Here is a 23,082-nt window from a genome sequence, read left to right as displayed (position 1 = left end):
GGATCATACCGCATATCAAAGTTGGGGCCCAGCAATGTCTTACCGAGTTCAAAAACATGAAAAAAGCAATTGCAATACTAACAATCGGACTTGTCACATGGGGCTGTGACACGAAAAACCCAAATCAAATTGAGGCGGGAGGCAATCCTGATTCGATCTACAAGGACCCGAGCCCGCCGGCTCTGAAAGAAGTTGTAGAGGTGACGCTGACCCATAATGATGAGGTCAAGGCATTTAAGAGCATCTTCATAACCGAGGAGATGATGGCGGGATCTGCGGTCCCACAGCTCACTTTCTTTGAGGCTGAAGTCGGCTGCGAAGCCCGAACTGATTTGGAAATTCCAAGGTTCTTTGCGGCGTTTGCCTCCGAGCCTGGGGTGCCTGTGGGCGAGTACGATAGCCCGAACTGGGGATACTCAGGCATTCCCGGCTTTGTGCCTGGCTCACCTGACCAAGCCGACCCACGAGATTCGTGGGGTAAGGTAACGGTAACTTCTTCGGATGAGAGTACCGTTGGTGGCGTTGTGAGATACGAGTCCAACGGCGTTTTGGTCTCCGGCGAGTTCAACGCCACTCGTTGTCCGGCCTCAAACTGAAAGAGGCATCGTGCAATTTCCTCTTCACTTGTACGGCTAGTCTTGAAAAGCCAACACAAGCGGTCTAGAACTTCGGCCGTGATGGAACGAATCATTTTTTAGGAGTAGTGCCATGATGGAACCAGATCGTATCGAAGAAATGATTAGAGCGGCGCTACCGGACGCGACGGTGCTCGTGAAGGATCTCACGGGCACACGCGACCATTTTTCGGTCACCGTCGTCAGTCCTGAATTTGAAGGGCTTTTGCCACTCAAACAGCACCGCAAGGTCAACTCCGCTCTCTCGGAGCCTTTGGCCAGCGGTGAGATTCACGCGCTCCAACTGAATACCTACACCCCAAAACAGTGGGAAACGATCAACCACTGAAGGACGATAGAGCTATGAGTGAAAAGAAGATTTCATTGCCGATTCTCGGAGCAGAAGAGACCGCCGAAGCCGCGAAAAGCCGCGAAGAAGGTGGCGATATCATGAGCGAGATTCGCAAAGAGGTGAGCGAGAATCCGGTTGTCCTCTATATGAAGGGTACACCCGATCAGCCCATGTGCGGCTTTAGTGCGCGCGCATCGGCGATTCTCGGCTCCTACGGGGTACCAGTGTACGCCGTGAACATCCTGGCCGATCCTGAAAAGCGGCAGGCCATCAAGGAGTTCTCAGACTGGCCAACCATCCCGCAGGTCTACGTCAACGGCGAGTTCGTGGGTGGCTCGGACATCCTGACTCAGATGTATGAGACGGGTGACCTCGAAGAGCTTTTGAAAACTGTCTTTGCAAACTAACGCTTAGACAGGAACTAGGACTTGACAGAAGGGTGACTCGCCCCTAATGTGCGGCACCTTCGAGCGCCCGGGCCATGCCCAGAGTACTCGGAAGACTAGTAAATACGCCGTGAAGACGGTTTTTTATTTTTTGGAAACAGGCATAAGGCCACTGGCATAAAGCCAACAGGACAGCAAAAGAGTTTACGATGGCGGTTCGACTTCGACTTCAGCGTGGCGGCGCAAAAAAGCGTCCATTTTACCGAGTAGTAGTAGCAGACAAGCGTTCACCACGTGATGGACGCTATATCGAAATGCTCGGAACCTACGATCCTAACCACAATCCTCCGATCATTCGTCTCAACACCGAGCGCGTTGATTACTGGATTGGCACAGGTGCTTCTCCGAGCGAGACCGTGAACGCGCTGATCAAGAAGGTAGCGAACGGCGAAGGTGTTGACCTCGCTAAAGCTGATGCCGAGAAGGCAGCTCTTGAGGCACGTAAAGCAGAGAAGGCAGCCAAGCTTGAGGAATTGCGACTGGCAACTCTCAAGGCACACGAAGAAGCCGCTCAAGCTAGCGCGAAAGCAGCTGAAGAAGCTGCAAAAGCAGCTGAAGCAGAGGCAGCCGCTGCAGCAGCAGCTGCAGCCGCTCCTGCTGAAGAAGCTCCTGCCGAAGCCGCTGAAGGCGAGGCCGCAGAAGCAGCCGAGACCACTGACGCACCTGCAGAAGAGGCAGAATAATGAGCGACGCCGTTACACAAGCGTACGAAAACCTCGCACACACACTCGTCAAGCCCCTGCTTGGTGACGCAAAGTACGAGGTCAAGACACGAATCAAAGACGGCAAGCTCGATATTCTCGTAGACGCAGAGCCTTCGGCTCGTGGACGTCTCATCGGGCGCGGCGGAAAGATCGCACGATCACTTCGAACCATCGTGCAAGCTGCTGCGATCGAAACCGAACTTCAGGTGTCTTTCGACATCGTCGATTAAGCACCGTGAACGGGCTCATTCCTTTCGGAAAATTTGGGAAAACCCACGGAACTCAGGGTGAGGTCCGGTTTTGGCCCTATAACGCTGAAACCGAAGCTCTGAAGAAGGGCTTAGTTCTCGTCTTGGACGAGATCCCTAGAGACCCGAAGGGCGAGCCTCTGCTTGCGCAAGAGCTCAAGGTGGAGTCCGTGCGCGGCAGTGATCGCCACTTCATCTTGAGGCTCAAATACGTCGCAAGCCGCGAAGACGCTGCACTTCTGACCAATTTGACCTGCTCCATCTCCCGTGAGGTCCTACCCAAAACGGACCCGGACGAGTGGTACCAGAGCGATCTTATCGGTCTGCCAGTCTTTACCGATGAGGCTCATGGCCGAGAGGAGATTGGGCGTGTAGCCGGGTTTATCGATACTCCTGGGCCATTCGAAGTCATGGCTGTTGAGGGTCCACGACTCAATGGTCGTGTGCTCGTCCTCTGGCGCGACGAAATCGTCAAGGACGTGAATTTGCAGACTGGAATCGTGCTTGCGGAATTTGCCTCATGGGCGCCCGAAGGCGAAGAACTGAAATGAGTTTCAGCGTCGAAGTCCTTACACTTTTCCCCGAATTCTTTGATTCTCCGCTCCAGCAAAGTCTCTTAAGACGCGCAATTGAAGCCGGTCTCTTTGACTTCAAAGCCACAAATATCCGGGATTTCTCCACCGACAAACACCGTACCGTTGACGACGTGCCTTATGGAGGCGGCGCCGGTATGGTGATGAAGCCGGAGCCCTTGGTTGGGGCGCTTGAGGACGCTCGAGCAAGGCTCGGAGAGATTCCGCGAGTTCTACTCACACCTCAGGGAACGCCGCTTTCCCAAGAGCTCGCCTGGTCACTTTCAGAAGGCCCAGGAATGATTCTGCTCTGCGGACACTATGAGGGAATCGATGAGCGTGTTCGCGAGGGTTGGATCGACCTCGAAGTGTCCATTGGCGACTACGTGCTAACTGGTGGAGAGCCAGCCGCGTTGGTCCTACTTGATAGTGTGGTTCGTCTGATTCCAGGAGTGGTGGGCAATCGCGAATCCTTGATGGATGAAAGCTTCTCGTGTGGTGGACTTGAGTATCCACACTACACCAGGCCGCGCGATTTCCGAGGACTCGGTGTGCCAGAGGTGCTTCTGAGTGGCCACCACCAAAAGATCGAAGAGTTCCGGCGCGAGCAAAGTTTGAAACGCACTCTCGAGCGGCGTCCGGATTTGCTCAAGCGTGACGACGAATAATCAGGGTGCCCAAGTCCAAGAGATTGGGGTGGTCGTGAACGTGGCCTCGTTGACGAGCCGCAACTCTGGGTTTGCCGGCTGAATCGTCCATTGCCCTTCGGGGCTCAGCAAAACCAAATGCTGACGGTGGTCGGATATCTCCCGAAGCCAGGTGCTCAGCGACATCAGCTTGAATGGCGTGTCTTCTCGAAGCAGGTCGAGCCCAGCGAACATCGACTCAATGGTTGGATCGATGGTCCATTCGCCATTTCGTTCGGGGGCGAGTAGGGCCTGATGTGCCGCATCGATCAGCGGGTTGCGTGTGGCCACGAGTGGAGCCTCAATAAGAACCGAGCCGCGCTCGCGCACGAGCCTGTCGATATAGAGTTTAGACAGGGTTTGATCATAGAGCGTGGCTCTCGACTGAGCCACGTACGTGTTGAGGAGTACGGGCGAGACCATCGCCGGGCCGATCGGAGTGTCCGACGTCAACGAGTTCGCAAATGTTCCTGGATAGAGTGGGCCTTGTTGCACCCAAATTTTGGATTCCATCAACGTGCATGGGTCTTCCGCTCGAACGATTTCGGCCGGATCACCGGTCCATGCAAACTCTACATCGGTTGCCTCGACCGATTCGCTGAGTGCACTGAGCTCGTCTTTCCAAAGGCCTGGCACGAGAAAAGTTCCGCCGTGTTTTCCTCCGACAATCCCGCCGTTTCCATGCCTTGGATCCTCGGGATTCGAGTGACCAAAGCTCAGAGTGCGAACGCGCGCCGCAAAATCGGCCGCGTCGCGCGCACCGCCTTCGCCCGAAGGGTTCGTAAACACTGGAACGATCGCAGCTTCTGTGCCTCTGCGGAATCGATGAAGGTGAACTGGAGGAGGTGAGGCGAGCGTGACTACGAGCCGGAACTTGAGGTCTACTGACGGGGCGCCGTCGCAGGTGGTGATGTCTGGATGAACGTCCGGGTGCCACACGAGGAACGTGAGTCGCTGTCCGTCTGCATGGTTCGATATCTCCATGCGGTCTGCCCACCATTGCGAAAACGTCACGGTCGCCGGCCCCTGCCATTGCAGCCATCCGGGCGTGTGATTTTCAATGCCAACCGTCTCGCCCACAAATGGTGCGGGGTTTAGGGTGGCGTCCACGTAGGTGATATCACCGCGCTCAAGTTCGATGGTCCCGGCAAAAGGAGAAATGAGCTCTTTTCTGGGGACGTCGGTAATTTCTAGTTCGAAGATGGCCTGGGGGTTACCTGGCGCCGTGCGCCAATTCATCAGCCCCTTTGCTCCGTAGAGCTCGATGTCCGCTTCCCAGGTCAGACCGTCTTGTCGGGTTTCGAGAATAGTCAGGTCTGGAAATTTGGGGCTGAGCTCGATGGCTTTTTCGAAACTTGTCAGAAGTACTTGAGTGCCGTTCGAAGACAGTTTCGCAGTGTTTCCATTGGTTTCTGGCCACGCAACCAGTACGTCATTGGCCCCTTCAGTGTCCCCTTTAGGGCGCACCTCGTCACGGTTTAGAGCCCAATAGAGTAGACCGGCTAGCGCCGTGATTATTGCTACAATTGCTATGAGGTTCTTCTTATTCATCGAGAATCACACTGCTTCGGAACCATCAATGAGTCAAAATTTGCGTCGATTTGCGTCGATTTGCGTCGATTTGCGTCGATAAAGCTTGGCAAGAAGAGTGGCGGTCTCCCCTTGCATCGGGATGAGGCACTCGCCATAATCCAACCGCTTTCTTTTGGAGCTCAAATCATGAATAGAATCTTAATCATTGTTGGATTGGTCGGTCTATTGGGCGCATGCGGTGGAGACGACTCTCCAAGCAATAATGCGAATAATCAGAACAACACCAACCAGTCGAATAATTCGAACAACTCGAATAACACCAATCAATCGAATAACTCGAACAACACAACGCCGACGGATAGCCTCTGCCCGGATGTCGAGGAAACCCTCGACACAGACGAAGATGGCGTCGGCGACGCGTGTGATAACTGTTTGCCGGTTCCGAACCCGGACCAGTTGGATACAGACGGTGACGGCACCGGGGACGCGTGTGACTCGTGTATTCCGGGCGGAGAGGGCCGAAGTCAGGTCAATTTTGATGCCGTGTACTGGGAAGAGAATACGGCGAACGACCAGATTCGCCTGAGAGATCTCGCGGTTGGGGATTTTGATGGTGATGGCATTTTTGATGTAGCAGCGCTGAACTTCCTTGCCGATCGCGCAGTGTTCTTCAAGTCGAACCCGAACCCACAGGGTGACAATCCTTATCTTCAACAATTTGATACGGCTCAGCCCGGTGTGGGACCGCAAAAGCTCGTCGCGTTTGACGCAGACGGAGATGGATTCTGGGAGGCAGCTACCTCAAACTTTGGCGATATCTCGATGATTCGAAATGTTGCCGATGGCAATCGCCGTGATCTGATTCACGATCCGTCCACAGATGTGATTTCGATGACGGGTCTTCCGGTGGATTTGGTGAGTGGAGATTTTGATAATGACGGCAACGCGGATATCGCGGTTCTGCAGAACGTGCCTGTGACGATCACGGTACTCTTTGGCGACGGAGCCGGTGGCTTCGAGCCCCTCGATATTACTCCCGACAACTCAGCGGACCAACTCCAGCTTGTAGTTGGACAGTTTGACGATGCGCCAGGAGACGACCTCGTGGCCTTGGCCGAAGAGAACGGGCTCTACATGGTCCACGGCATCACTCCAGAAGGTGCGTCTCAGCGCGTGATCACTGCTACTCCAGAGAATGCGTCGCAAACGTTTGACATGATCGCCGCCGGTTCAATCAATCAGAACGGCATTACGGACTTGGCTCTCCTCGCGAGCAAGAAAGAAGAGAATGGCAGTGATGTACCCGGAGAAATTTGGGTACTGGCCAATGATGGTGCAGGAAATCTCTCGGCCTATTACAACGAGACAATCGGCGTGGATGCGACTGCGCTCTATTTTGAGGATATCTCGTTCACTGGACACGCGGCGATTCTGGTTGGCACTTACTTCTGGCAGCATAGTTTCACCGAGAATACGTACGCTGGTGGGCGAGTTCAGATCGAAGCACAGCTCGCTCAGCCTCTAGGTTTCGCGTTTGCTCCTCTGACCGAAGCGCTCGCCGGTGACCTTATTGGCTTTGAACGCGAGCGCGTGTTCGCTTTCCGCGCTATGTGCCCCTGATGCGTGTGCTCCTCTTTCTTGGCGCGTTGGTCTTGGTCGGTTGCGGGCCGACGCGACCAGACTCATGGATTGTAGGCCCTAATGGCAAAGAGCATGAGCTCTTAGGCAAGGCCAGTTGGTACGGGCCGGGTTTTGAAGGACGAAAAACCGCATCCGGGGAGATTTTTGATCCTCGAGAGATGACTGCGGCTCACAAGACCTTGCCATTTGGGACAATTGTCCGCGTGGTGGCCTCGAAAGACCGAAAGTCGGTGGTGGTTCGAATCAATGACCGCGGGCCTTTTTCTGCTGGGCGCGTGATCGATTTATCGAAGGCCGCCGCCGAGGATATCGGTATGATTCGTGCCGGAGTGATCGACGTGCACGTCGAAGTTCTTGACTGGCCCTGATTCAGGGAATGCATCCGCTTGAAAAATAGGGTGGAATTGCACATAGTGCGGCATCTGGTTCCAATTCAACGCGACTCAAGGGCTATTCGAATGCGCCATCTCATCCTCGTTCTGATCTTCGCACTTAGTGCGTGTGGTGATGAAACCACGGCTCCCCCGGAAATCACGCCGGATATGGCGCCTGATATGATCGAAGAGGATGCGGCGCCCGACTCGCCGACTGAGGCCGATATGGACGAGGTCGATCAGCCTTCGGATATGCCAGACGGTCCCACGGACACTGATGAAGACGGCATTCTGGATGAAGATGATAATTGCCCAGAGGTCGCCAATCCGGAGCAGGAAGATCGAGACCGAGATGGCTTTGGAGATGTCTGCGATCAGACCCCTTTCTACCATGATTCAAGCGCTCTAGATGCGGTTCCGCCGCTTGTGCAAGAGGGTGAGGACGAAGACGGAGAGACGCCGACAGACGGTGAGGTGTACGGCTTGGAATTGCCCGGCTTTGCGGCTGAGGGGCAAATCGCGCTACCTCGCGCGGGTGGGGGCGATATCGACTTTTTCAGCATTGAGATCGTGGAACCTACGGCGTTGCTGATCCATGTAAGCGGTCCGGCGACCTTCTGGCCAGCCGTCATTGCTGCCGGATACGACCTGAGAAACGCGAATATCTCCAGGATCGGATTTGGAGGCCAGGCCGGTGAGGCCGCGGTCCGCGAGGTGTTCTTCCCCTATCCTGGACGATATACATTCGCGGTATCGGATTTCCGAAATCTCATCGATCAGCCTGATGTCGGTGGTGCCGGGTTTGAGTATCGGTTGGAGGTGAGCCAAATTCCATTGCCCGACGCCACCGAGGTCAGTCTGCCCACGCAGCCGCTCGCTAATCCTTATAACGGCGAATTGAGAGTTTATGAGGTCGATACCTCAGGGCTAGACGCGCTCAGGATCAACGCTACGGGCGTCGAGATTTCCGAGGCGGAGTTCCATGCCCCGGCGTTTTCGATCGTCGAGGCCGACTTTTCTCGGGCGCTCGCGGCCACGGCTGTCGGCCAAGTTAGCGCAACCAATCGAGTGGGTCTAAGTCTCGACCTTGGTGGACGCCAAAGTGTGGTGGTCGTGGAGGACCATATTCAAAGGGTCGGCGGGGCGTCTTCATCCATGGAATTCACCGCCACCAACATCACGTCTGACGTGGAAGCTGCCGGCGTCATGCCGAATCTGCGAACCTCCGATATCCCCTGGCTTGTGCCGGGTTCCCAGTTTAACGGGCAGATTCAAAGTCCGACCACCGAGGCCGACGTGGACTATGCGCTTTTTAGCGTGAAACGCGGCGAGACCTACAGGTTTGTGGTGACGCCCGACCCGGGTGCGCTGCTTGAACCACGGGTCGAATTGGGCCATTTTCTCGACGAAGCTGGCGAGAGCTTTTTTGTCTCATCACACTACAATTCAGAGCCTAATCCAGATGGTTCGGCCGCGACGTCTTACTTCTTCTCGGCGCTAGACGATGGGGAAGTCGCTGTGCGGATTCAACACCAGCCGAACCGATTTGGAGAGCCTGTGGGCGGGGAATCGTATGGCTATTTCGCGAGCCTAGAGCTCTTCGAACCCACGCCTATTCCCGTGGACGCGATCGGTTTGGCGACCTCCGAAATGCAGAACGGAGACTTTGCGTTCTTTAGCTTCGACGCCGCTCAGGACGAAGTGCTGACCGGGGTGGTGGATGCGCCTGGACTCTTTCTGGATGCTCGGGTCATTCATTCAGAGACCTTTGAGGTGCTGCAGAGCTCTGAGGAGTTTGTATTTAGGGCGCCCGAGGCGGGTACCTACTTTGTGACGGCTCAGGACTTTATCGGGCGAGGCTCCAACGAGTCAGAACCAGTGACCTTGAGTGTGAACCGTATTGAATTGACCCCTCAAACCTTGGACTTCAAGACTTCTGGTGAGCACGAATTGCCTGATTCTGTGGTCTATTATGAGATTCCGGTACTTGCCGGGCAACGCCTCGATATTCGCGCTTGGACAAGCGGCTATCTCAGCGAACTGAAGGTCTACGATTCAAACTTCAACACCATTACGAGTACACTTTCGCTCGGAACCGTGGTCGATGTGCTTCAGGACACCTCAATTGTGGTCTCTCTGGAGCCGTACAACTTGGAGTTTGAGGCAGGGAAAACCTGGGAGCTAGGTGTGCGGGTCCTGGACCCCGTCGACGTGACGCTCCCTCACTCTGAGGCAGGCGCTATCAACGATCAGCCCTTTGGTCGTTGGGTCCGAGTGCCCGTAGAGTCCGGCAAGTCGTATCAAGTTGACCTTGAGACACAATCAGAAGACTTCGTGCCGAGGGTCTACATCTATGATGACGAAGATATGAGCTATGTCAGAAACGGCTCTAATCGCGTTCGTTGGACGTCGGATATCGACGGCCATGTTTTGGTTTTCGTTTACGATAGCCAGAATCGCGGTGACGCTGCGTATGATTTTGAGCTCGACATCAAAGAGATTTCGCCCACAGCTCTGGCTATGGGAAGTGTTGTTAACATCACGCTTCAACCTGGAGAGGAGCGCCTCTACCGATTTACCGCTGCGGCGGGTTTGATCGACGTTCGTGCGGATTCAGCGACGATTCGACCAGATTTGACGCTCTTAACGACTTCTTTCGGTACGCTCGGTGGTGTCTCGTACAAGGGTAAAGAGCTACGCTTGGCACGTGGGGAAACAGATACCTATGTTCTCGGAGTCAAAGCTCCCGATAACGCAGGGGGCGATGTAGAGATAGCCATTAACCTGACTCGGGGAAGCACGGCCTTGGCAGAGACCGAGCCGAATGATTTAGTTGCAGACGCCGAAGTTCTTGGTGATCTAGCTGCAATTCGCGGCGGCTTGAGCCCAACTGATGTTGCCGATAACTTCAAGGTGGACCTCGAAGCAGGAGACAGACTTTGGGCACTAACCATGCGGCCTACCTCAAGTTTGTCGATCTATTCATGGAATGGGTGGCTTGAGTTCGAGGCACCCGACGGCACCATTGAAGGCCGATTCTTCTCGGGCGGAGAGGGGTTCTACTCAGGCGTCGCGGGGTGGGTGGCTCCAACCTCCGGAACGTGGACGATACGAGTTGGGCACTCGAGCACGACGTTCAACGGCGACTACGTGTTCTTTGCAGAAGTTCTGCGAGCCACAGAAGTGAGCGAGCTTGAGCCGAACGACACCATCGCGACCGCGCAGGGCTTGCCTGCATCGGATGTGATTCGAGTGCTAGCAGCCACGGACGCTACCGATCCACTGGATGTTTACGCGCTCGATGTGCGCGGCAACTCTACGCTGACGGTCAATCTCTTTGAAGGTGCGTCTGGACAGGACTTGCGAATTCTTGATAGCACCGGCCAAGAGTTGGCGGCTTCTAGTGGACTTAGCTACTTCTTCGCCACTCACGGAACCTATTTTGTAGAGTTTGCGCAAGGTAGCGCTGAGGGCGCCGCAAAAGTCTCTATCGTAGAGAATTAGTCCTATGGATGATGCACCACTGGTGTGCGATGACGTGGCAAGACTCCTGGAGAGTCAGGGCGAATTTCCGCGTTTCTTGATTCAACGACATCCCGAGTGGGTGGAAGAGTTTGTGGAGATCGGGATGCGTCCGCTTGACGTGGCGGAGCTCGAGGAGCGATTGGCCGAGGATTTGGCTCGCACCCCGACTGTGGCTGAGTTTGAGCGGGCGCTGCGCCTATTCAAGCGGCGCGAATGTCTCAGGGTTTTTTGGCGAGAAGTTGAGGGGACGGCGTCTATCCGAGAGACTACCGCTGAGATTGCCGATATCGCGCAAGTTTGTTTGGATGCCGCACTGCGGCGCGCAGCGTCTGAGCTTTCGAACCCCGGCCTTGCAGACCATATCTGTGTTTTGGGGATGGGAAAGCTTGGCGGCCATGAGCTTAACTTTAGCTCCGATATCGACCTGATTTTTGTGTGTACTGATGACGTACGCGACCGGCTTGATGAGGTGGACCAGGTCGCACGCGTGTGTACCTCGATGATGAGCCAGATCACAGAGGATGGCTACGTCTTTCGTGTTGATCTGCGCCTGCGGCCGCACGGGACCCAGGGGCCGCTCGTGCCGCCTGCTTCATCCGCCATTGAATACTACGCTTCATGGGGGCGAACATGGGAGCGTGGTGCACTTCTGAAGGCTAGACCTGTTGCCGGGAACATTGCTCTCGGCGACGAACTCTTACAACGGCTAGATGGGTTTATCTTTCGGAAATATCTGGATTTTCAGGCGATTGAAGAACTCCGTGGTATGAAGGAAAAGATCAACCTTCAGGCGCGGGCCTCAGATATCGTTGGTGCCGAAGAAGAAGCAACGGCAAAGACCGACACGCCAGATACGCCTTTGAAACAAAGGCTGCACCACAAACTGGCCGGTGTGCGAAGTGGGCGCCGGCCCATCGTGCGCCAGCCCGAGCCACAACCTGCCACGAAGTCTGGACTTCTAGGTTGGGACGTCAAGATCGGGCTCGGCGGCATTCGTGAAATCGAGTTCTTTGTGCAGGCGCTGCAGCTCGTGCATTGCGGCACCCGCCCGAACCTCCGGGTAAAAAATACACTCGATGCGTTGGACCGATTGCTTTTCTCAGGGTTGATTACTCACGATGACCACGATGTTCTGGCCGAAGCCTATGCGTTCTTGCGACGCGTTGAGCATAGGATTCAGATGGGGAGTGACCGGCAAGGGCATAGACTGCCTGAAGACCGCGAATTGCTGCGCGATTTAGCTCGGCGCATGGGCTTTGAGGTGGACGAATTCCGTGCTCGTGTGCTCGAGCATCGTTCGGGTGTTCACGCCATGTTTGCTCGCCTCTTCGAGTCCGATGAAGTTCGATCTGAGACTCAACCCACATTGCAACCCGAAGAGCCGGACGCTTTGGATACAATTCTAGGCGCAAGTCCGGAAAGCTTTGCTCGGGATGGTGTGCTGAATCCCGAGGCGTCTATCCTTAAGGCCTTGGAGTCGCTCGGCTTCGAGCGGCCAAAGCAGGTCGCGGGCCAAGTTCTGGTCTTGCGTGAGAAGAATTATGGGCCCTTCGCTGACAGGGCGCTTCGTGGGGAGTCAAACCTGGCCGCCTATCTCTTGGAGACTGCCGGCGCCACACCTCAGGCGGACCAAGCCTTTAGCCACCTGACTAGATTCATCACGTCAATCGGTGATCGGCCAGGCTACTTCAAGATGCTGGCGGACAATCCCCATGCGTGCCGACTCTTGATCCACGTCTTTGGCTCGAGTCCCTATCTTTCGGGGGCACTCCTCAAGGAGCCTGCGATCGTTGAACGTCTGCTCGGGGCAGGCTCGGTCGCCATGGTTCGCTCAGCCTCGGACATGCAATCCGACCTTGAGTCGAGGCTCAGTCGCGTGGTCGATCCCGAGCATCGTATCGGAGTGATTCGGCGCTTTCACCAAGAAGAAACCTTGCGGATCGGGCTCCATGACGCAGGGGGTGCCATCGGGATTTCACAGACACTCGAACAGCTATCTTTGCTCGCCGAGTCCGTGATTTCTTCGGTTCTTCGCGAGGTCTACGAGCCAATGCGAACCTACCGAAGGCGCGAAGGCTCGGTCTTACCGCCCCTTGATGAAATCCCCTTTGTTGTGGTCGCTATGGGTAAGCTGGGAGGGCGGGAATTGGGGTTCGGCAGCGACCTCGATCTCCTCTTCCTCTACCAGACCGACCGCCAGTGGAAGCTTGAGCACACGTTCTTTTCTAAACTCACTCAACGCATCATTCGAACGCTCTCGTCAGCAGGCGCAGACGGGAAGATGTACGACGTGGACACACGACTGAGACCATCTGGGCAGCAGGGCGCGCTTATCGTGAGCCTGGAAGCGTTTGAGTCGTACCACGACACGAAGGCTGCCTTTTGGGAGAGACAGGCTCTCGTTCGCGCTAGACCGCTCGTAGGGGCGCCACATTTGTTGGAAGCATTCAACACCTTGAGAGAGGAATTGGTCTTCAAACGGCCTTTGAAGGATTCAGGCGGCCAAGAGATCTGGGAAATGGTGACTCGACTTCAGGAACACCACCGGGCGTCATCGTTTGATATCAAGCTGAGTCCAGGAGCACTGGTAGAAATCGAATTTGCTGTGCAGTGGCTGCAGCTCAAATTCGGAGCGAGCGAGCTTAGCCTTAGGACCCCCTCGACCGTTGAGGCGCTCAGGGCCTTGGAAGAGCTCGAGATCCTCGACCTCGATTTCAGGCAGCTTCGAAAGGACTATCAAAAGTTTCGTGTGGTGGAGACACGTCTCAGAATGAGTGGGAACCGTGGCGTGAGCACCTTGCCCTCAGACCCCGCACACGCGCGTATTCTGGCGAAACATTTGGGCTATGACGGTGACGAAGCCACGGAAAATATGTTCCAAGATTTGCAGGATACCGCGAGAAGAGCGCGCCAAATGACCGAGGAAATCTTCAGGCTGTCTCGCGCCTGAGTTTCTGCATCGCGATTGAATAGAGGGACGGGATCACAAAAAGCGTAAGTAACGTTGCGCTTCCGAGCCCTGCGATAACCGTAATCGCCAATGGCTTTCTCAGCTCAGCCCCTTCCCCGAGCCCGAGTGCCATGGGCAGGAGTCCAAGCACGGTGGTCATCGTGGTGATCAACACGGGTCTGAGTCGCACGTGGCAGGCCTCTTGGATGGCCTCATTGAGTTCAAGTCCTCGTTCGCGAAGCTGATTGATGTAGTCCACCAAGACGATCGCGTTGTTCACCACGATTCCCGTCAACATGATCATGCCGATGAAGACCAATACACTCACGTGAACTCCTGTGGCCATCAGGGCAGCTGTCACACCCACCAGGGCAAGCGGAATGCTGAGTAGAATCACGAGTGGTCCGCGCAAACTTTCGAAGGTGCTCGCGAGCACGACGTAGACCAGGAAAACAGCGAGCAGGAGGGCAAAGAGCATGGAGCGTTGTGCGTTCTCCATTTCAGTACGCTGCCCCCCAACAGATACGCTGATGCCCGCGGGTGGCTGAATTCTGCTCAGGACTTGGTCGACCTTGGCCCCCGCCGCACTCACAGAGGTCAGAGGTACATCGGCTTGCACCACGGCGGCACGCGAGCCTTGAATGCGGCGGATCTCACTCGGCCCGATGGCGAGGTCCAACTCCGCAAGCGAACCTAGGCGAATCTCTGGCATATCAGGGCCGGCTGGCCTGATCACCAGTCGCCTTAGAGCGTCTACATCCGGGACTTCGTCACGCGCTGCCCGAACCACGATTCCGTACTCGATCTCACCCTGACGAATCTTCGTTGGTTCAACACCACGGACCTGGTCGCGAACGATTTCGCCAACATCCAAAGCGGTTAGTCCGTAGGCAGATAGCCGGTCTCGGTTAAACCTAATCTGTACTTCTGGGAATCCACGTCCAAGGTTTGATCGAACATCCGCGAGCTCATCGAGTTGTCCGAGTTCGCTCGCGATCTCGTCTGAAACTAGCCTCAAGAGCCTAAGATCGTCCCCGATAATCTCAACTTCAAGAGGAGTTTGTGTTGAAAAAAGGGAAGGGCGAGTGAGTTCGATTGCGGCACCCGGAATGGTGCGCGCTTGTTCGCGAATGGCGCTCATGACCTCACGCTCTAAGACCTCAGGGTTCTCGCTATCCTTGAGCGAAACGGTGATTCTCGCCGTATGTTCACCTTCGTCGCTGGCCTGTATATCTGTGCGCTCCACGCCAACAGTTGTCGCAAAACGTTCTATGCCGGGGACGTTGAGGATCTTGTCCTCAAGCAATCGCGTCACACGTGACGTTTCCTCAAGCCTTGTTCCCACGGGCATTGCGAGCTCCACGTTGAACTCGCCTTGGTGCATGGGTGGCAAGAGTTCCGTTCCAAGGTTTTGAAAGGCTTGGATACTCCAGCCAAAGAGTGCGATGGCCACCAAGATGATTGTGAATCGAGAGGCTAGGGCACCTCTCAGGGCGGATTTGTAGGCGGAATCGACGACTGCATAGGCACGGTCGAAGCCGTTGAAGCCCACGCCGAGCGTGACTTGCAAGACCTTTCGAATCGCCATCAAGACTGCTCCGACGATAGCTACGACGGTGAAGAGCAGCGTCATCAAGGCCCGCGCTAAGACCTCCAGCGCGAAGAGCACTATAGTCCTCGCGATCAAAAGCGGCGCCAGGCTTTTGAGCACCCCGTTCATCTTGGCCCAGTCCCGACGCATAAGCTCGAGGCTATGCGAAGGACCTAGGAGCTCAGTTTTGATTGAAGCAATTGTAGGAAGCGTTAGACCCCGCGGTTCACGGGCAGCCAACATCGGCACGAAGTAGATGGCAACCACTAGACTGGCTAAAAGCGCGTAGACCACTGAAAGCGCGAGGTCCCCGAAAATCTGGCCTGCGATGCCGTCGACAAAGACGATGGGCAAGAAGACGGCGATGGTTGTGGTGGTGGAGGCGACCACGGCGCCCGCAACCTCGGAAGTACCACGGAACGCGGCGTCCATGATGGAGTCACCTTCTTCACGGCACCTGAAAATCGACTCCAAGACCACGATGGAGTTATCCACCAACATGCCGATTCCAAGCGCGATTCCGCCAAGGCTCATGACGTTCAGGGTTACGTCCGAAAGCCGCAGCGCGCCGAACGCAGCGATGACCGAGAGAGGGATCGAAAACGCGATAATCAGCGTGGTCCACGCGTTGCGTAAGAAAAGAAAGAGCACGAGCACCGCAAAAAGTCCGCCCATCAGCGCGGTTTGTGTGACTTCAGCGATGCTCTTCTCAATGAAGGTTGCCTGGTCGCTCAAGACCGTGAGCGACGTGGATTCGGGTAGCCTGTCGAAAACTAGTTTGGGCCGCGTAGAGGGTTTGGTCGCCACCAGGCTTCGCTCACCGCTCGCCTGAATTCGGGCTCTCTCGCGTACAGAATCTGCGAATTCTTGGGAGAGCTTCCGCGCGCGCTCGGCCTGGTCTGACGGAGAGCCAAAGAGGGTGGCTTTGACGCGTTGTGAGACATCCACCATATTGGCATCAGCCTCTTTGAAGACCTCGATGACGATACTTTCATCGATCGTTGAGGTGCGTCCGATCCGCGTCATGACTTCGCGTTCGCGCACATCTCGCCAAATTTTGGCCACCTGGGATAGGCGGACCGGCGTTCCTTCCGGATAGGCCACGATGAGGTTTTCGATCTCGTCTTGGCCTTCAAACGCGTTCAAAGTTCTGACGAGGTAAGTGACATCACCTTCGGCCAACGCGCCTCCGGCCACGTTGATATTTTCGGACGCGAGCCGCTGAGCCACATTTGCGGGCGTGACGCCGAGCATGGACATCTTTCCAGGGTCCAAATCCACGCGGAAAATCTCTTCGAGACCACCGCGAACCCTCACCATAGCTACGCCCTCGAGCTTCTCGAGTTCACGCTGAACTTCTTCCTCTGTCACGCGCCTTAGTTCGGCCAAGGACTGAGGCCCGGCGACTCCGAGACGCATAAACGGGTCGAGGTCTGGGTCGTACCGCAAGAGGAGTGGTGTGCCCGCTTCGTCAGGAAGTGGCACCAACTCGATGCGTTCTCGCACCTTCTGGGTGGCGAAGTCCATGTCGGTGTTCCACGTAAATTGAAGCACCACGTCCGATTGGCCAGCTCGGCTTGCCGAGCGCACTCCAACCACGCCTTCAACCGTTCTGACGATCTCTTCGAGCGGTCGTGTGACACTGTCCTCAACCTCTTCGGGCGCTGCGCCCATGAGTTCTGTTCGGACCGTCAGCGTTGGATACGAGAGTTCTGGAAGCAGATTTACGGGTAGGAGTTGGTACGAGATGTACCCAAAGACGGCCACGGCTACCACGATCATGATAGTGGCCACTGGCCGTTGCACCGACCATGTTGCAATCTTGGAGAAACGTTGGGTCATCCGCCTTCACGCTCCACGGCATCCACAGGTGTGCCCGATTTAAGCCCTTCTTGGCCGAGCACCACGACTTTGTCTCCCATGTTGATACCACTTAGGATCTCAACCCACGTCCCGTCGTTCACACCCAGTTTAACGGGCTTTCTGAGGGCAGTTTTATCTTCGACCACAAAGACGTTGGATTGGTCGTCGGTGAAGACCACAGCGCGTCTTGGGATCGCCACGGCGTCGGGCCGCTGAGACACCACGATATGCGCCTTCACAAACATACCGGGCTTTAAGGTCTTGGCCGCTGCTTCATCCAGACTTAGCTGAACTCTGAGGGTGCCGGTTCTCGGGTCTACAACTGGGCTGATGCGCTCGACTTTGCCGTTGAAGGTTTGGTCTGGAAGGGCGTCAGATTCAACGTAGGCTTCCTGTCCTTCAAAAATCTTTCCGAGGGAGTTCTCGGGGAGATTCACTGCCACGATGAGCTCTTCAGGGTCGACAATTCGGAAGAGAGGCGTTCCCGTTGCGACTTGCTGTCCAAGGTTTACGTAGCGCATGGCCACGACTCCAGACATGGGCGCTACCGCTCTCAAATCGGAAGCAGCCATGGATGCCCGCTTTTGTTCGGAGCGAGCCTCTTGGAGCCTCCATTGGGCTTCATCAAAAACCTGCCTGCTAATCACGCCCTTGTCGTAGAGGGGGCGAAGGCGCTCAACCTCAGACTCCAGTCGTTGCACAGCTGTTTTGGCCGAGCTGACGCCAAAATTGACTTCTTCTCTTTGGATCTGCGCGATGCGCTGCCCCTTCTTGACCGTTTCACCCTGTTCGGTGTCCAGGGTGATCACCACGCCTGGAACCTCTGCGACCACATCAACGGCCGATTTTGAGTCCACCGTGGCTGTCGAGATGATCGACTCTCTGAGTGTGCGAGCCGTGGCGCTTACGGTTTCAACAGGGACAGAGCGGGGCGCGCTCGGTGCGTCAGCCTCCGCGTCTTCTTCGTCCTTACAACCACTCGCGAGTACAACACTCAAGCCTACGAGCAAGACCCAAATTCCATTCCATTTCATCATTGGCCTTTTGCTTCTCGAATCAACTTCCGTAATTTGCCTTCACTTAGCACGCCTGAACCCCCGTAACTCACAAGTCCGTTGGGGTCGATCACCACCAGAGTCGGGATGCGCTCGACCCCATAAAGGTTCGAAACCACACCGTCGTCGTAGAGCACATCGAGGCTCAGCGCATGCTTTGCCATGAAGGACTCAACGAGCTCGGTCCGCTCGGGCGTTGGGTCGTCGGTATTGATCGAGAGGATCTTCACATCTTCCTTAAGTTCTTCGTCATTCTTGATATTTTGCAGGGCCGGCATCTGCTTGATGCACGGTGGGCACCACGTAGCCCAGAAGTCCAGAATCACTACCTTTCCTGCAAAATCCTTGGCGCCCATGCGTTGGCCGTCCATGGCTTCAAGGGCAAACACCGGCGCTGGCCCGCCCTCAAGCTTGCTTGCGGCTCCAGAATCAGACATCTGCGCAATTCCAACACCGACCACGATGGAAATGATTCCCAGAAAAATCAGATCGATGATCTTTCGCGCTTTAGTGCTCTTATTTTCGTTGCTCATGTGTTTCCGCTGGAATCGTGACCTTTAGGCCCTCGAATCGGGCATTGGGCGTGACGAAGTAGTCCCGCGTTCCTTTCTTCAGGACCGCGATATTGTCCTCATGCCACAAGGACACATAGGGGAGGTCTCGAGCCAAATGTTCCTGAACCTCCGCATAGATTTGACGCCGCTTATCGCGTTTCGTTTCTCGATTGCCCTGATCTAGGAGCTCGTCGACTCGTGGGTTTCGGTAGGCACCACGGTTTGCGCCGGCAGAACGGTTCTCTGCAGTAGGGATATTCTCAGAGTGAAAGATCCACCGAAGAATGCTGGGCTCGAGCACAGAAGGCCACTGCATGGTGGTCAGCTGAAAATTTCGGCTCCGAATATCGTCGTAGAAAGTTCCCCATTCGTAGGACCGAACCTTCACCGAAATTCCAATATCGGCGAGTTGGTGCGCGATAAGCTCGGCTAAGGAGACTCGGAACTTGTTTGCTGAGACTTTGAACTCGATCTCAAACCTCGGTAACGGGCCGTCGCCATCTGGGTCTTCAAATCCCGCTTCATCGAGGAGTTGACGCGCACGCTCAGGGTCGAAATCAAACGTCTCAACATCGCCGTGATACGCCCAGTGGTTCGGCGCGAGCACACCGGTCGAAAGCCTCGCAGTGTCGCGATATTTGTAGGTGATGATGGATTTGCGATCGATTCCCAACGCGATGGCCTGACGAACCTTGAGATGCTTTAGGTACTGATCTTCTAGATTGAACGCCAAGTAGGTGTATTTGAACGATGGGGCCGAGATGACTTCGAGCCGCTCAGCATCCTGAACCACAGGCAGCATCACGGGTTGCACGGCGTTTTGTACGAGGTCGGCTGCGTCTCCGAGCAGGGCTAGAAGTCGCGTGTTATCGTCTTTGATCGTCTTAAAGAAAAGTCGTTCGATCTTTGGGCCCTCAAACTTCTCCAGAAGCACGTCGTCGCCATACTGAGCCACAAACTTGAACGGTCCAGCGCCTATCGGGTCTCCAGGGCATTCGCTATGACCCGCACAGATCCTTGAGTTAACGATGCCCAGTCCAAGGTCAGAGTAGAAGGGCGCGTCGGGCTCATTGAGCTCGATCTCAAACGACTTCTTGCTCAGGATTCTGAATTCCTTGATCTTTTTGCTCATGCCCGCAAACGGACTCTTCACGAGCTCGGAGCCCATCTCCATGTACGTGTAGCGTACATCCTCGGACTCGACCGGGTCGCCGTTGTGGAACACGGCATCGGGTCTCAGTTCGACACGGTAGAGGGTAGGGGAGACTTCATCGATGGACTTCGCAAGTCGTAGCTCTGGTGCGCCCGTAGCCGTGTCTGTGCTCAAGAGCCCGGCGTGCAGAAGGCCAACAATCTTTGCGCTCGAGTCGTTGGTTGCAAATCGTGGGTCCAGGCCTTTCGGGGCCGCATCCAAGAGCACCACGAAGGCACCTTCCGCCGGGTTCTCCCTAGAGCATGACCCCACCCAGATCGACACAATCGCGATAAAGAGCAGGAGTTCTTGGCGCATGAAAATTCTCAAGACAGCTCCTCGAATAACAATCTGAGCTCAACTCGTGTGCCGTCACTAAGGTCGCGCAAGATATCCTCCGCACGGCCAATAGTCCAACACTCGCCTGCTTCGAGTTCATCCAACGATTCAGAAGTACGGTTCAGCGGGCAGATATCACGGTGCTCGCCCGAATCGTCGAACCATCTGAGCGGAAGCCCTTGAGTCTTACACACGTAGGGTCGAAACTCATAGATTCGGCATCCTCCGTGTTCATCGAGGAATGCGCATCCCTCATCACTCGCCGACTCGCCGCGGAGCGCATCTTGAACACCTCGCCGAATTCGTTCCGCCTCGATATCAAAAACGGTCAAACCATCGGTACAACAGGCATAGCATCCACGTTTGCACTGAAGGCGCTCAGAGTGACGTTCACTAAGTGAAGCAGCCATGGAGTCCACCGCTCTATGCAGAGCATCGAGCTTTTTTAGGTCTTCTTCGTTCATGCTTGAATCCGGGCCTGAAACTCCAACAATTGCCCTTTGATTGGAGCCGGCACGCAAAGATGAAGCACCTTGTAGGCATCGCGTCCCAATAAGTGGACGATGTCCGAAACATCTTCGATGGGCGAGACACCGGTCGGTGTCACGATAGGGATATGTGAGGCTGAGACTTGCGTCGGGTCGTAAGGTTTGTAGGGCGTATCTTGGGCGCGGTCCAAGAGCACAAAATACCGCGGATCAAGCCCCGCCTTGAGCGCCAACTGCTCGGCCCGGTCCACCATTCGTGCAATAAACACCGGGTCGTTTGGGTCGATGGCAATGGTTTTCAAGAGTTTTCGGTCCAAGAGTGAAGAGGCTAGCTCGGATAGAATCGGGTCTTTGTCGTCGCGCCATTTCTTGAGTGCAACCCAGATATCGGTGTCATCCAGCCACACATAATCTTGGGCATCGAGTACACTCCCGCTCAACAATGACGCGAGATGCGCCTCGAGCGGGGCGCTAAACTCATGGCCATCTTTCAAGAGGTCGTGAGCGCGGCGAAGCACGGCCTCGAGCATCTTCTCGGCCGAGCGCACCGTCTTGTGCAGATAGACCTGTTTGAACATATGAAAGCGCGCGATCAGATATCCTTCAACTGCCTCACGGGCCCGGTAATTCACGGCGAGCCGGGTTTGCTCGCCATCGCGATGGATCTCGAACATTGAGAGAATGCGTTCGAAATCATAGACCCCGATTTTCACACCCGTGGTCAGTCCATCGCGCAAGATATAGTCGAGGCGATCGGCATCGAGTTGGCTTGAGACGATGTCCAGAAAGACCTGGTGTTCGGGCGCAAAATCCCCGCGAGGTCCGTAGTAGCGAGCCACCCGTTCAGGCATCTTATGGTCCACGGACTCCAAAATCCGCGTCAGGTCGGAATCGAGCACCAAACGCTGGGTGTAGGTTTCGTGGTGGATTCCGGTGACCTTCTCGATCGCATGGCTAAACGGGCCGTGGCCTACGTCGTGAAGAATAGACGCCGCCAGCACCTCGAAACGCAAATCCTCGTCGTGAATCTCAAGAGCGTTCAAGATTCGACGCGCCACATGCACTACGCCAAGGCTGTGAGCAAACCGGCTATGTTCTGCGCCGTGATAGACCAGATGTGCAAAGCCCAGCTGCCGAATTCGGCGCAGCCTTTGGACCGTTCGCGACGAGATCAGCTCAAAAATCCGCGCCTCCACTTCATCCTCGATATTCCACCCGATGATATTATGAACGGGATCTCTGAAAAGTTTCTGTTTCATGAGTGAGCCGCTCGTTTGATCCGGTTCCAAACCGCGCCCCATGCTTCATCATGGGGAGGTGGCTCTATCAGAATCGTCGTGCACCCAGCAGCGTCGAGCTCATGTAGAGCAGAGTAGAGTCCCTGTGCATAACCATCGGCGTCTGATGGGAGAGCTTTGACCAGCGCGTCCAAAATCGGCGGGGAATTTGGAGAACAACGAATCACTCCAACCCGCGTGCCAGACACCATGGGCCGGATCTCGAGGTCAGCCACGATCACCCGGGCGCTCGGTGAATAATGCTTGCGCGCAAGGCCCGGAGAGCGCGCCGCTACGTCGTCGGTATGGTCGTCGTCATCCCAACCCTTGGCATTCGGCAAGATCTTCTGAATCTGCGAGAGCGTCACCATGCCTGGTCTCAGAATTCGCGGCTCGCCCACCAACGAGAAGACTGTGGATTCCAGCCCGACATCAGTCGCGCCGCCATCAACGACGTACTTGAGATCCGGAAGGCCGTTGATGACGTGCTCGGCGAGGGTCGGCGATACACCCGTGTAGGGGTTTGCCGATGGTGCGGCGATCGGAATGTCCGCAAGCTCGAGAAGACGCCGTGCGACCGGATGCCTCGGGACGCGAATCCCCACGGAATCTAGTCCTGCGGTGACTTCGTCCGGGACAATGGTGGACTTCGGAAGCACGATGGTCAAAGGCCCTGGCCAGAACGCGTCCGCGAGTGCGTCCGCCTCGGCAGGCCATTCGGAGACGAGCGCCATTGCCGACGCCTTATCTTTGACGTGGACGATGAGGGGATTTGTGGCAGGCCGTCCCTTGATGCGGAAGATCTCGCGAACCGCCTCGGAATCTAAGGCATGAGCACCAAGGCCATAAACAGTCTCGGTCGGAAACGCCACGACTTCGCCAGCTCGCAGCGCGTCGGCCGCGACCGCAAGTGTGTCGGGCTCTTTGATCGCATCGATTAACACAGGCGTTTTCATAGATTTGTCCGAAGTTGCGGCCGGGTGCATTCTGCCCTAGCCTCCGAGCACAACCAACCTAAATTGGCTGAGCAATGAGGTATCAGATTGTGCGAGATATTGCATTAGAAGTAGTTAATCGC

General features: G+C 55.7%; 19 protein-coding genes. 11 read left to right on the top strand and 8 right to left on the bottom strand.

Going from position 1 to position 23,082, the window contains the following annotated elements; all coding sequences use genetic code 11:
- The first annotated feature begins 56 nt into the window (after nt 1–56).
- The 7 genes from FRD01_RS06825 to trmD all read left to right on the top strand — a co-directional run bounded on the left by FRD01_RS06825 (nt 57) and on the right by trmD (nt 3,604).
- Nucleotides 57–596 carry a hypothetical protein gene (locus FRD01_RS06825; protein ID WP_146958644.1) on the top strand — a complete coding sequence of 180 codons (540 nt, stop codon included), beginning with the start codon at nt 57–59 and terminating at the stop codon, nt 594–596.
- A gap of 112 nt (nt 597–708) precedes the next feature.
- Complete coding sequence (locus tag FRD01_RS06820; protein ID WP_146958643.1) at nt 709–963, top strand: BolA family protein; 255 nt, start codon at nt 709–711, stop codon at nt 961–963.
- A gap of 101 nt (nt 964–1,064) precedes the next feature.
- Nucleotides 1,065–1,373 (top strand): Grx4 family monothiol glutaredoxin, encoded by a 309-nt coding sequence (gene grxD, locus FRD01_RS06815; protein WP_146963876.1) that lies wholly within the window; start codon nt 1,065–1,067, stop codon nt 1,371–1,373.
- Nucleotides 1,374–1,561: 188 nt separating this feature from the next.
- Nucleotides 1,562–2,095, top strand: a complete 534-nt coding sequence (gene rpsP, locus FRD01_RS24840) for a 30S ribosomal protein S16 (protein ID WP_146958642.1) — start codon at nt 1,562–1,564, stop codon at nt 2,093–2,095.
- Nucleotides 2,095–2,346: a KH domain-containing protein gene (locus tag FRD01_RS06805; protein WP_146958641.1), complete on the top strand. Its 252-nt coding sequence runs from the start codon at nt 2,095–2,097 to the stop codon at nt 2,344–2,346. The genes rpsP and FRD01_RS06805 overlap by 1 nt, the downstream gene beginning before the upstream one ends.
- Before the next feature lie 5 nt (nt 2,347–2,351).
- A complete protein-coding gene (rimM, locus tag FRD01_RS06800; protein ID WP_249756072.1) occupies nt 2,352–2,915 on the top strand; it encodes a ribosome maturation factor RimM in 564 nt (187 codons plus the stop codon).
- Nucleotides 2,912–3,604, top strand: coding sequence for a tRNA (guanosine(37)-N1)-methyltransferase TrmD (gene trmD, locus FRD01_RS06795; protein WP_146958639.1), 693 nt, complete (start codon nt 2,912–2,914; stop codon nt 3,602–3,604). Before rimM ends, trmD begins: the two co-directional genes overlap by 4 nt.
- Here the strand turns inward: trmD and FRD01_RS06790 are convergent, their stop codons facing one another.
- Nucleotides 3,605–5,173, bottom strand: a complete 1,569-nt coding sequence (locus FRD01_RS06790; RefSeq protein WP_146958638.1) for a hypothetical protein — start codon at nt 5,171–5,173, stop codon at nt 3,605–3,607.
- A 168-nt stretch (nt 5,174–5,341) separates the two neighbouring features.
- Between FRD01_RS06790 and FRD01_RS24835 the strand changes: the two genes are divergently transcribed.
- The 4 genes from FRD01_RS24835 to glnE all read left to right on the top strand — a co-directional run bounded on the left by FRD01_RS24835 (nt 5,342) and on the right by glnE (nt 13,645).
- Nucleotides 5,342–6,775 carry a hypothetical protein gene (locus FRD01_RS24835; protein ID WP_146958637.1) on the top strand — a complete coding sequence of 478 codons (1,434 nt, stop codon included), beginning with the start codon at nt 5,342–5,344 and terminating at the stop codon, nt 6,773–6,775.
- Nucleotides 6,775–7,164 (top strand): septal ring lytic transglycosylase RlpA family protein, encoded by a 390-nt coding sequence (locus tag FRD01_RS06780; RefSeq protein ID WP_146958636.1) that lies wholly within the window; start codon nt 6,775–6,777, stop codon nt 7,162–7,164. The genes FRD01_RS24835 and FRD01_RS06780 overlap by 1 nt, the downstream gene beginning before the upstream one ends.
- A 90-nt stretch (nt 7,165–7,254) precedes the next feature.
- Nucleotides 7,255–10,674 (top strand): thrombospondin type 3 repeat-containing protein, encoded by a 3,420-nt coding sequence (locus FRD01_RS24830; RefSeq protein ID WP_146958635.1) that lies wholly within the window; start codon nt 7,255–7,257, stop codon nt 10,672–10,674.
- A 4-nt stretch (nt 10,675–10,678) separates the two neighbouring features.
- Complete coding sequence (gene glnE, locus FRD01_RS06770) at nt 10,679–13,645, top strand: bifunctional [glutamate--ammonia ligase]-adenylyl-L-tyrosine phosphorylase/[glutamate--ammonia-ligase] adenylyltransferase (protein WP_146958634.1); 2,967 nt, start codon at nt 10,679–10,681, stop codon at nt 13,643–13,645.
- On the opposite strand, the gene FRD01_RS06765 is transcribed toward glnE, so the two are convergent.
- From FRD01_RS06765 to FRD01_RS06735, 7 genes are read right to left on the bottom strand one after another with little or no spacing between them, the layout of a single operon-like run.
- Nucleotides 13,626–17,078 carry an efflux RND transporter permease subunit gene (locus FRD01_RS06765; RefSeq protein WP_146958633.1) on the bottom strand — a complete coding sequence of 1,151 codons (3,453 nt, stop codon included), beginning with the start codon at nt 17,076–17,078 and terminating at the stop codon, nt 13,626–13,628. The two genes, glnE and FRD01_RS06765, sit on opposite strands and share 20 nt — an antisense overlap.
- The gene (locus FRD01_RS06760) at nt 17,075–18,136 is read right to left on the bottom strand and encodes an efflux RND transporter periplasmic adaptor subunit (protein ID WP_146958632.1); all 1,062 of its coding nucleotides are present in this window, start codon (nt 18,134–18,136) and stop codon (nt 17,075–17,077) included. Before FRD01_RS06760 ends, FRD01_RS06765 begins: the two co-directional genes overlap by 4 nt.
- Nucleotides 18,133–18,687, bottom strand: coding sequence for a TlpA family protein disulfide reductase (locus FRD01_RS06755; RefSeq protein ID WP_146958631.1), 555 nt, complete (start codon nt 18,685–18,687; stop codon nt 18,133–18,135). Before FRD01_RS06755 ends, FRD01_RS06760 begins: the two co-directional genes overlap by 4 nt.
- On the bottom strand, nt 18,671–20,230 hold the full coding sequence (locus tag FRD01_RS06750) for an ABC transporter substrate-binding protein (RefSeq protein WP_146958630.1): 1,560 nt from the start codon (nt 20,228–20,230) through the stop codon (nt 18,671–18,673). The genes FRD01_RS06755 and FRD01_RS06750 overlap by 17 nt, the downstream gene beginning before the upstream one ends.
- Complete coding sequence (locus FRD01_RS06745) at nt 20,227–20,703, bottom strand: YkgJ family cysteine cluster protein (protein WP_146958629.1); 477 nt, start codon at nt 20,701–20,703, stop codon at nt 20,227–20,229. Before FRD01_RS06745 ends, FRD01_RS06750 begins: the two co-directional genes overlap by 4 nt.
- Entirely contained in the window at nt 20,700–21,986 is a 1,287-nt protein-coding gene (locus FRD01_RS06740; protein WP_249756071.1) for an HD domain-containing protein, read from the bottom strand. Before FRD01_RS06740 ends, FRD01_RS06745 begins: the two co-directional genes overlap by 4 nt.
- Nucleotides 21,983–22,960 (bottom strand): L-threonylcarbamoyladenylate synthase, encoded by a 978-nt coding sequence (locus tag FRD01_RS06735; protein ID WP_249756070.1) that lies wholly within the window; start codon nt 22,958–22,960, stop codon nt 21,983–21,985. The genes FRD01_RS06740 and FRD01_RS06735 overlap by 4 nt, the downstream gene beginning before the upstream one ends.
- Between the last annotated feature and the right edge of the window lie 122 nt (nt 22,961–23,082).

The sequence above is a fragment of the Microvenator marinus genome (assembly GCF_007993755.1).
Taxonomy (GTDB): Bacteria; Myxococcota_A; Bradymonadia; order Bradymonadales; family Bradymonadaceae; genus Allomicrovenator; species Allomicrovenator marinus.
The sequence above is the reverse complement of the archived record's forward strand: the minus strand, read 5'-3'. Positions and strand labels throughout refer to the sequence as shown.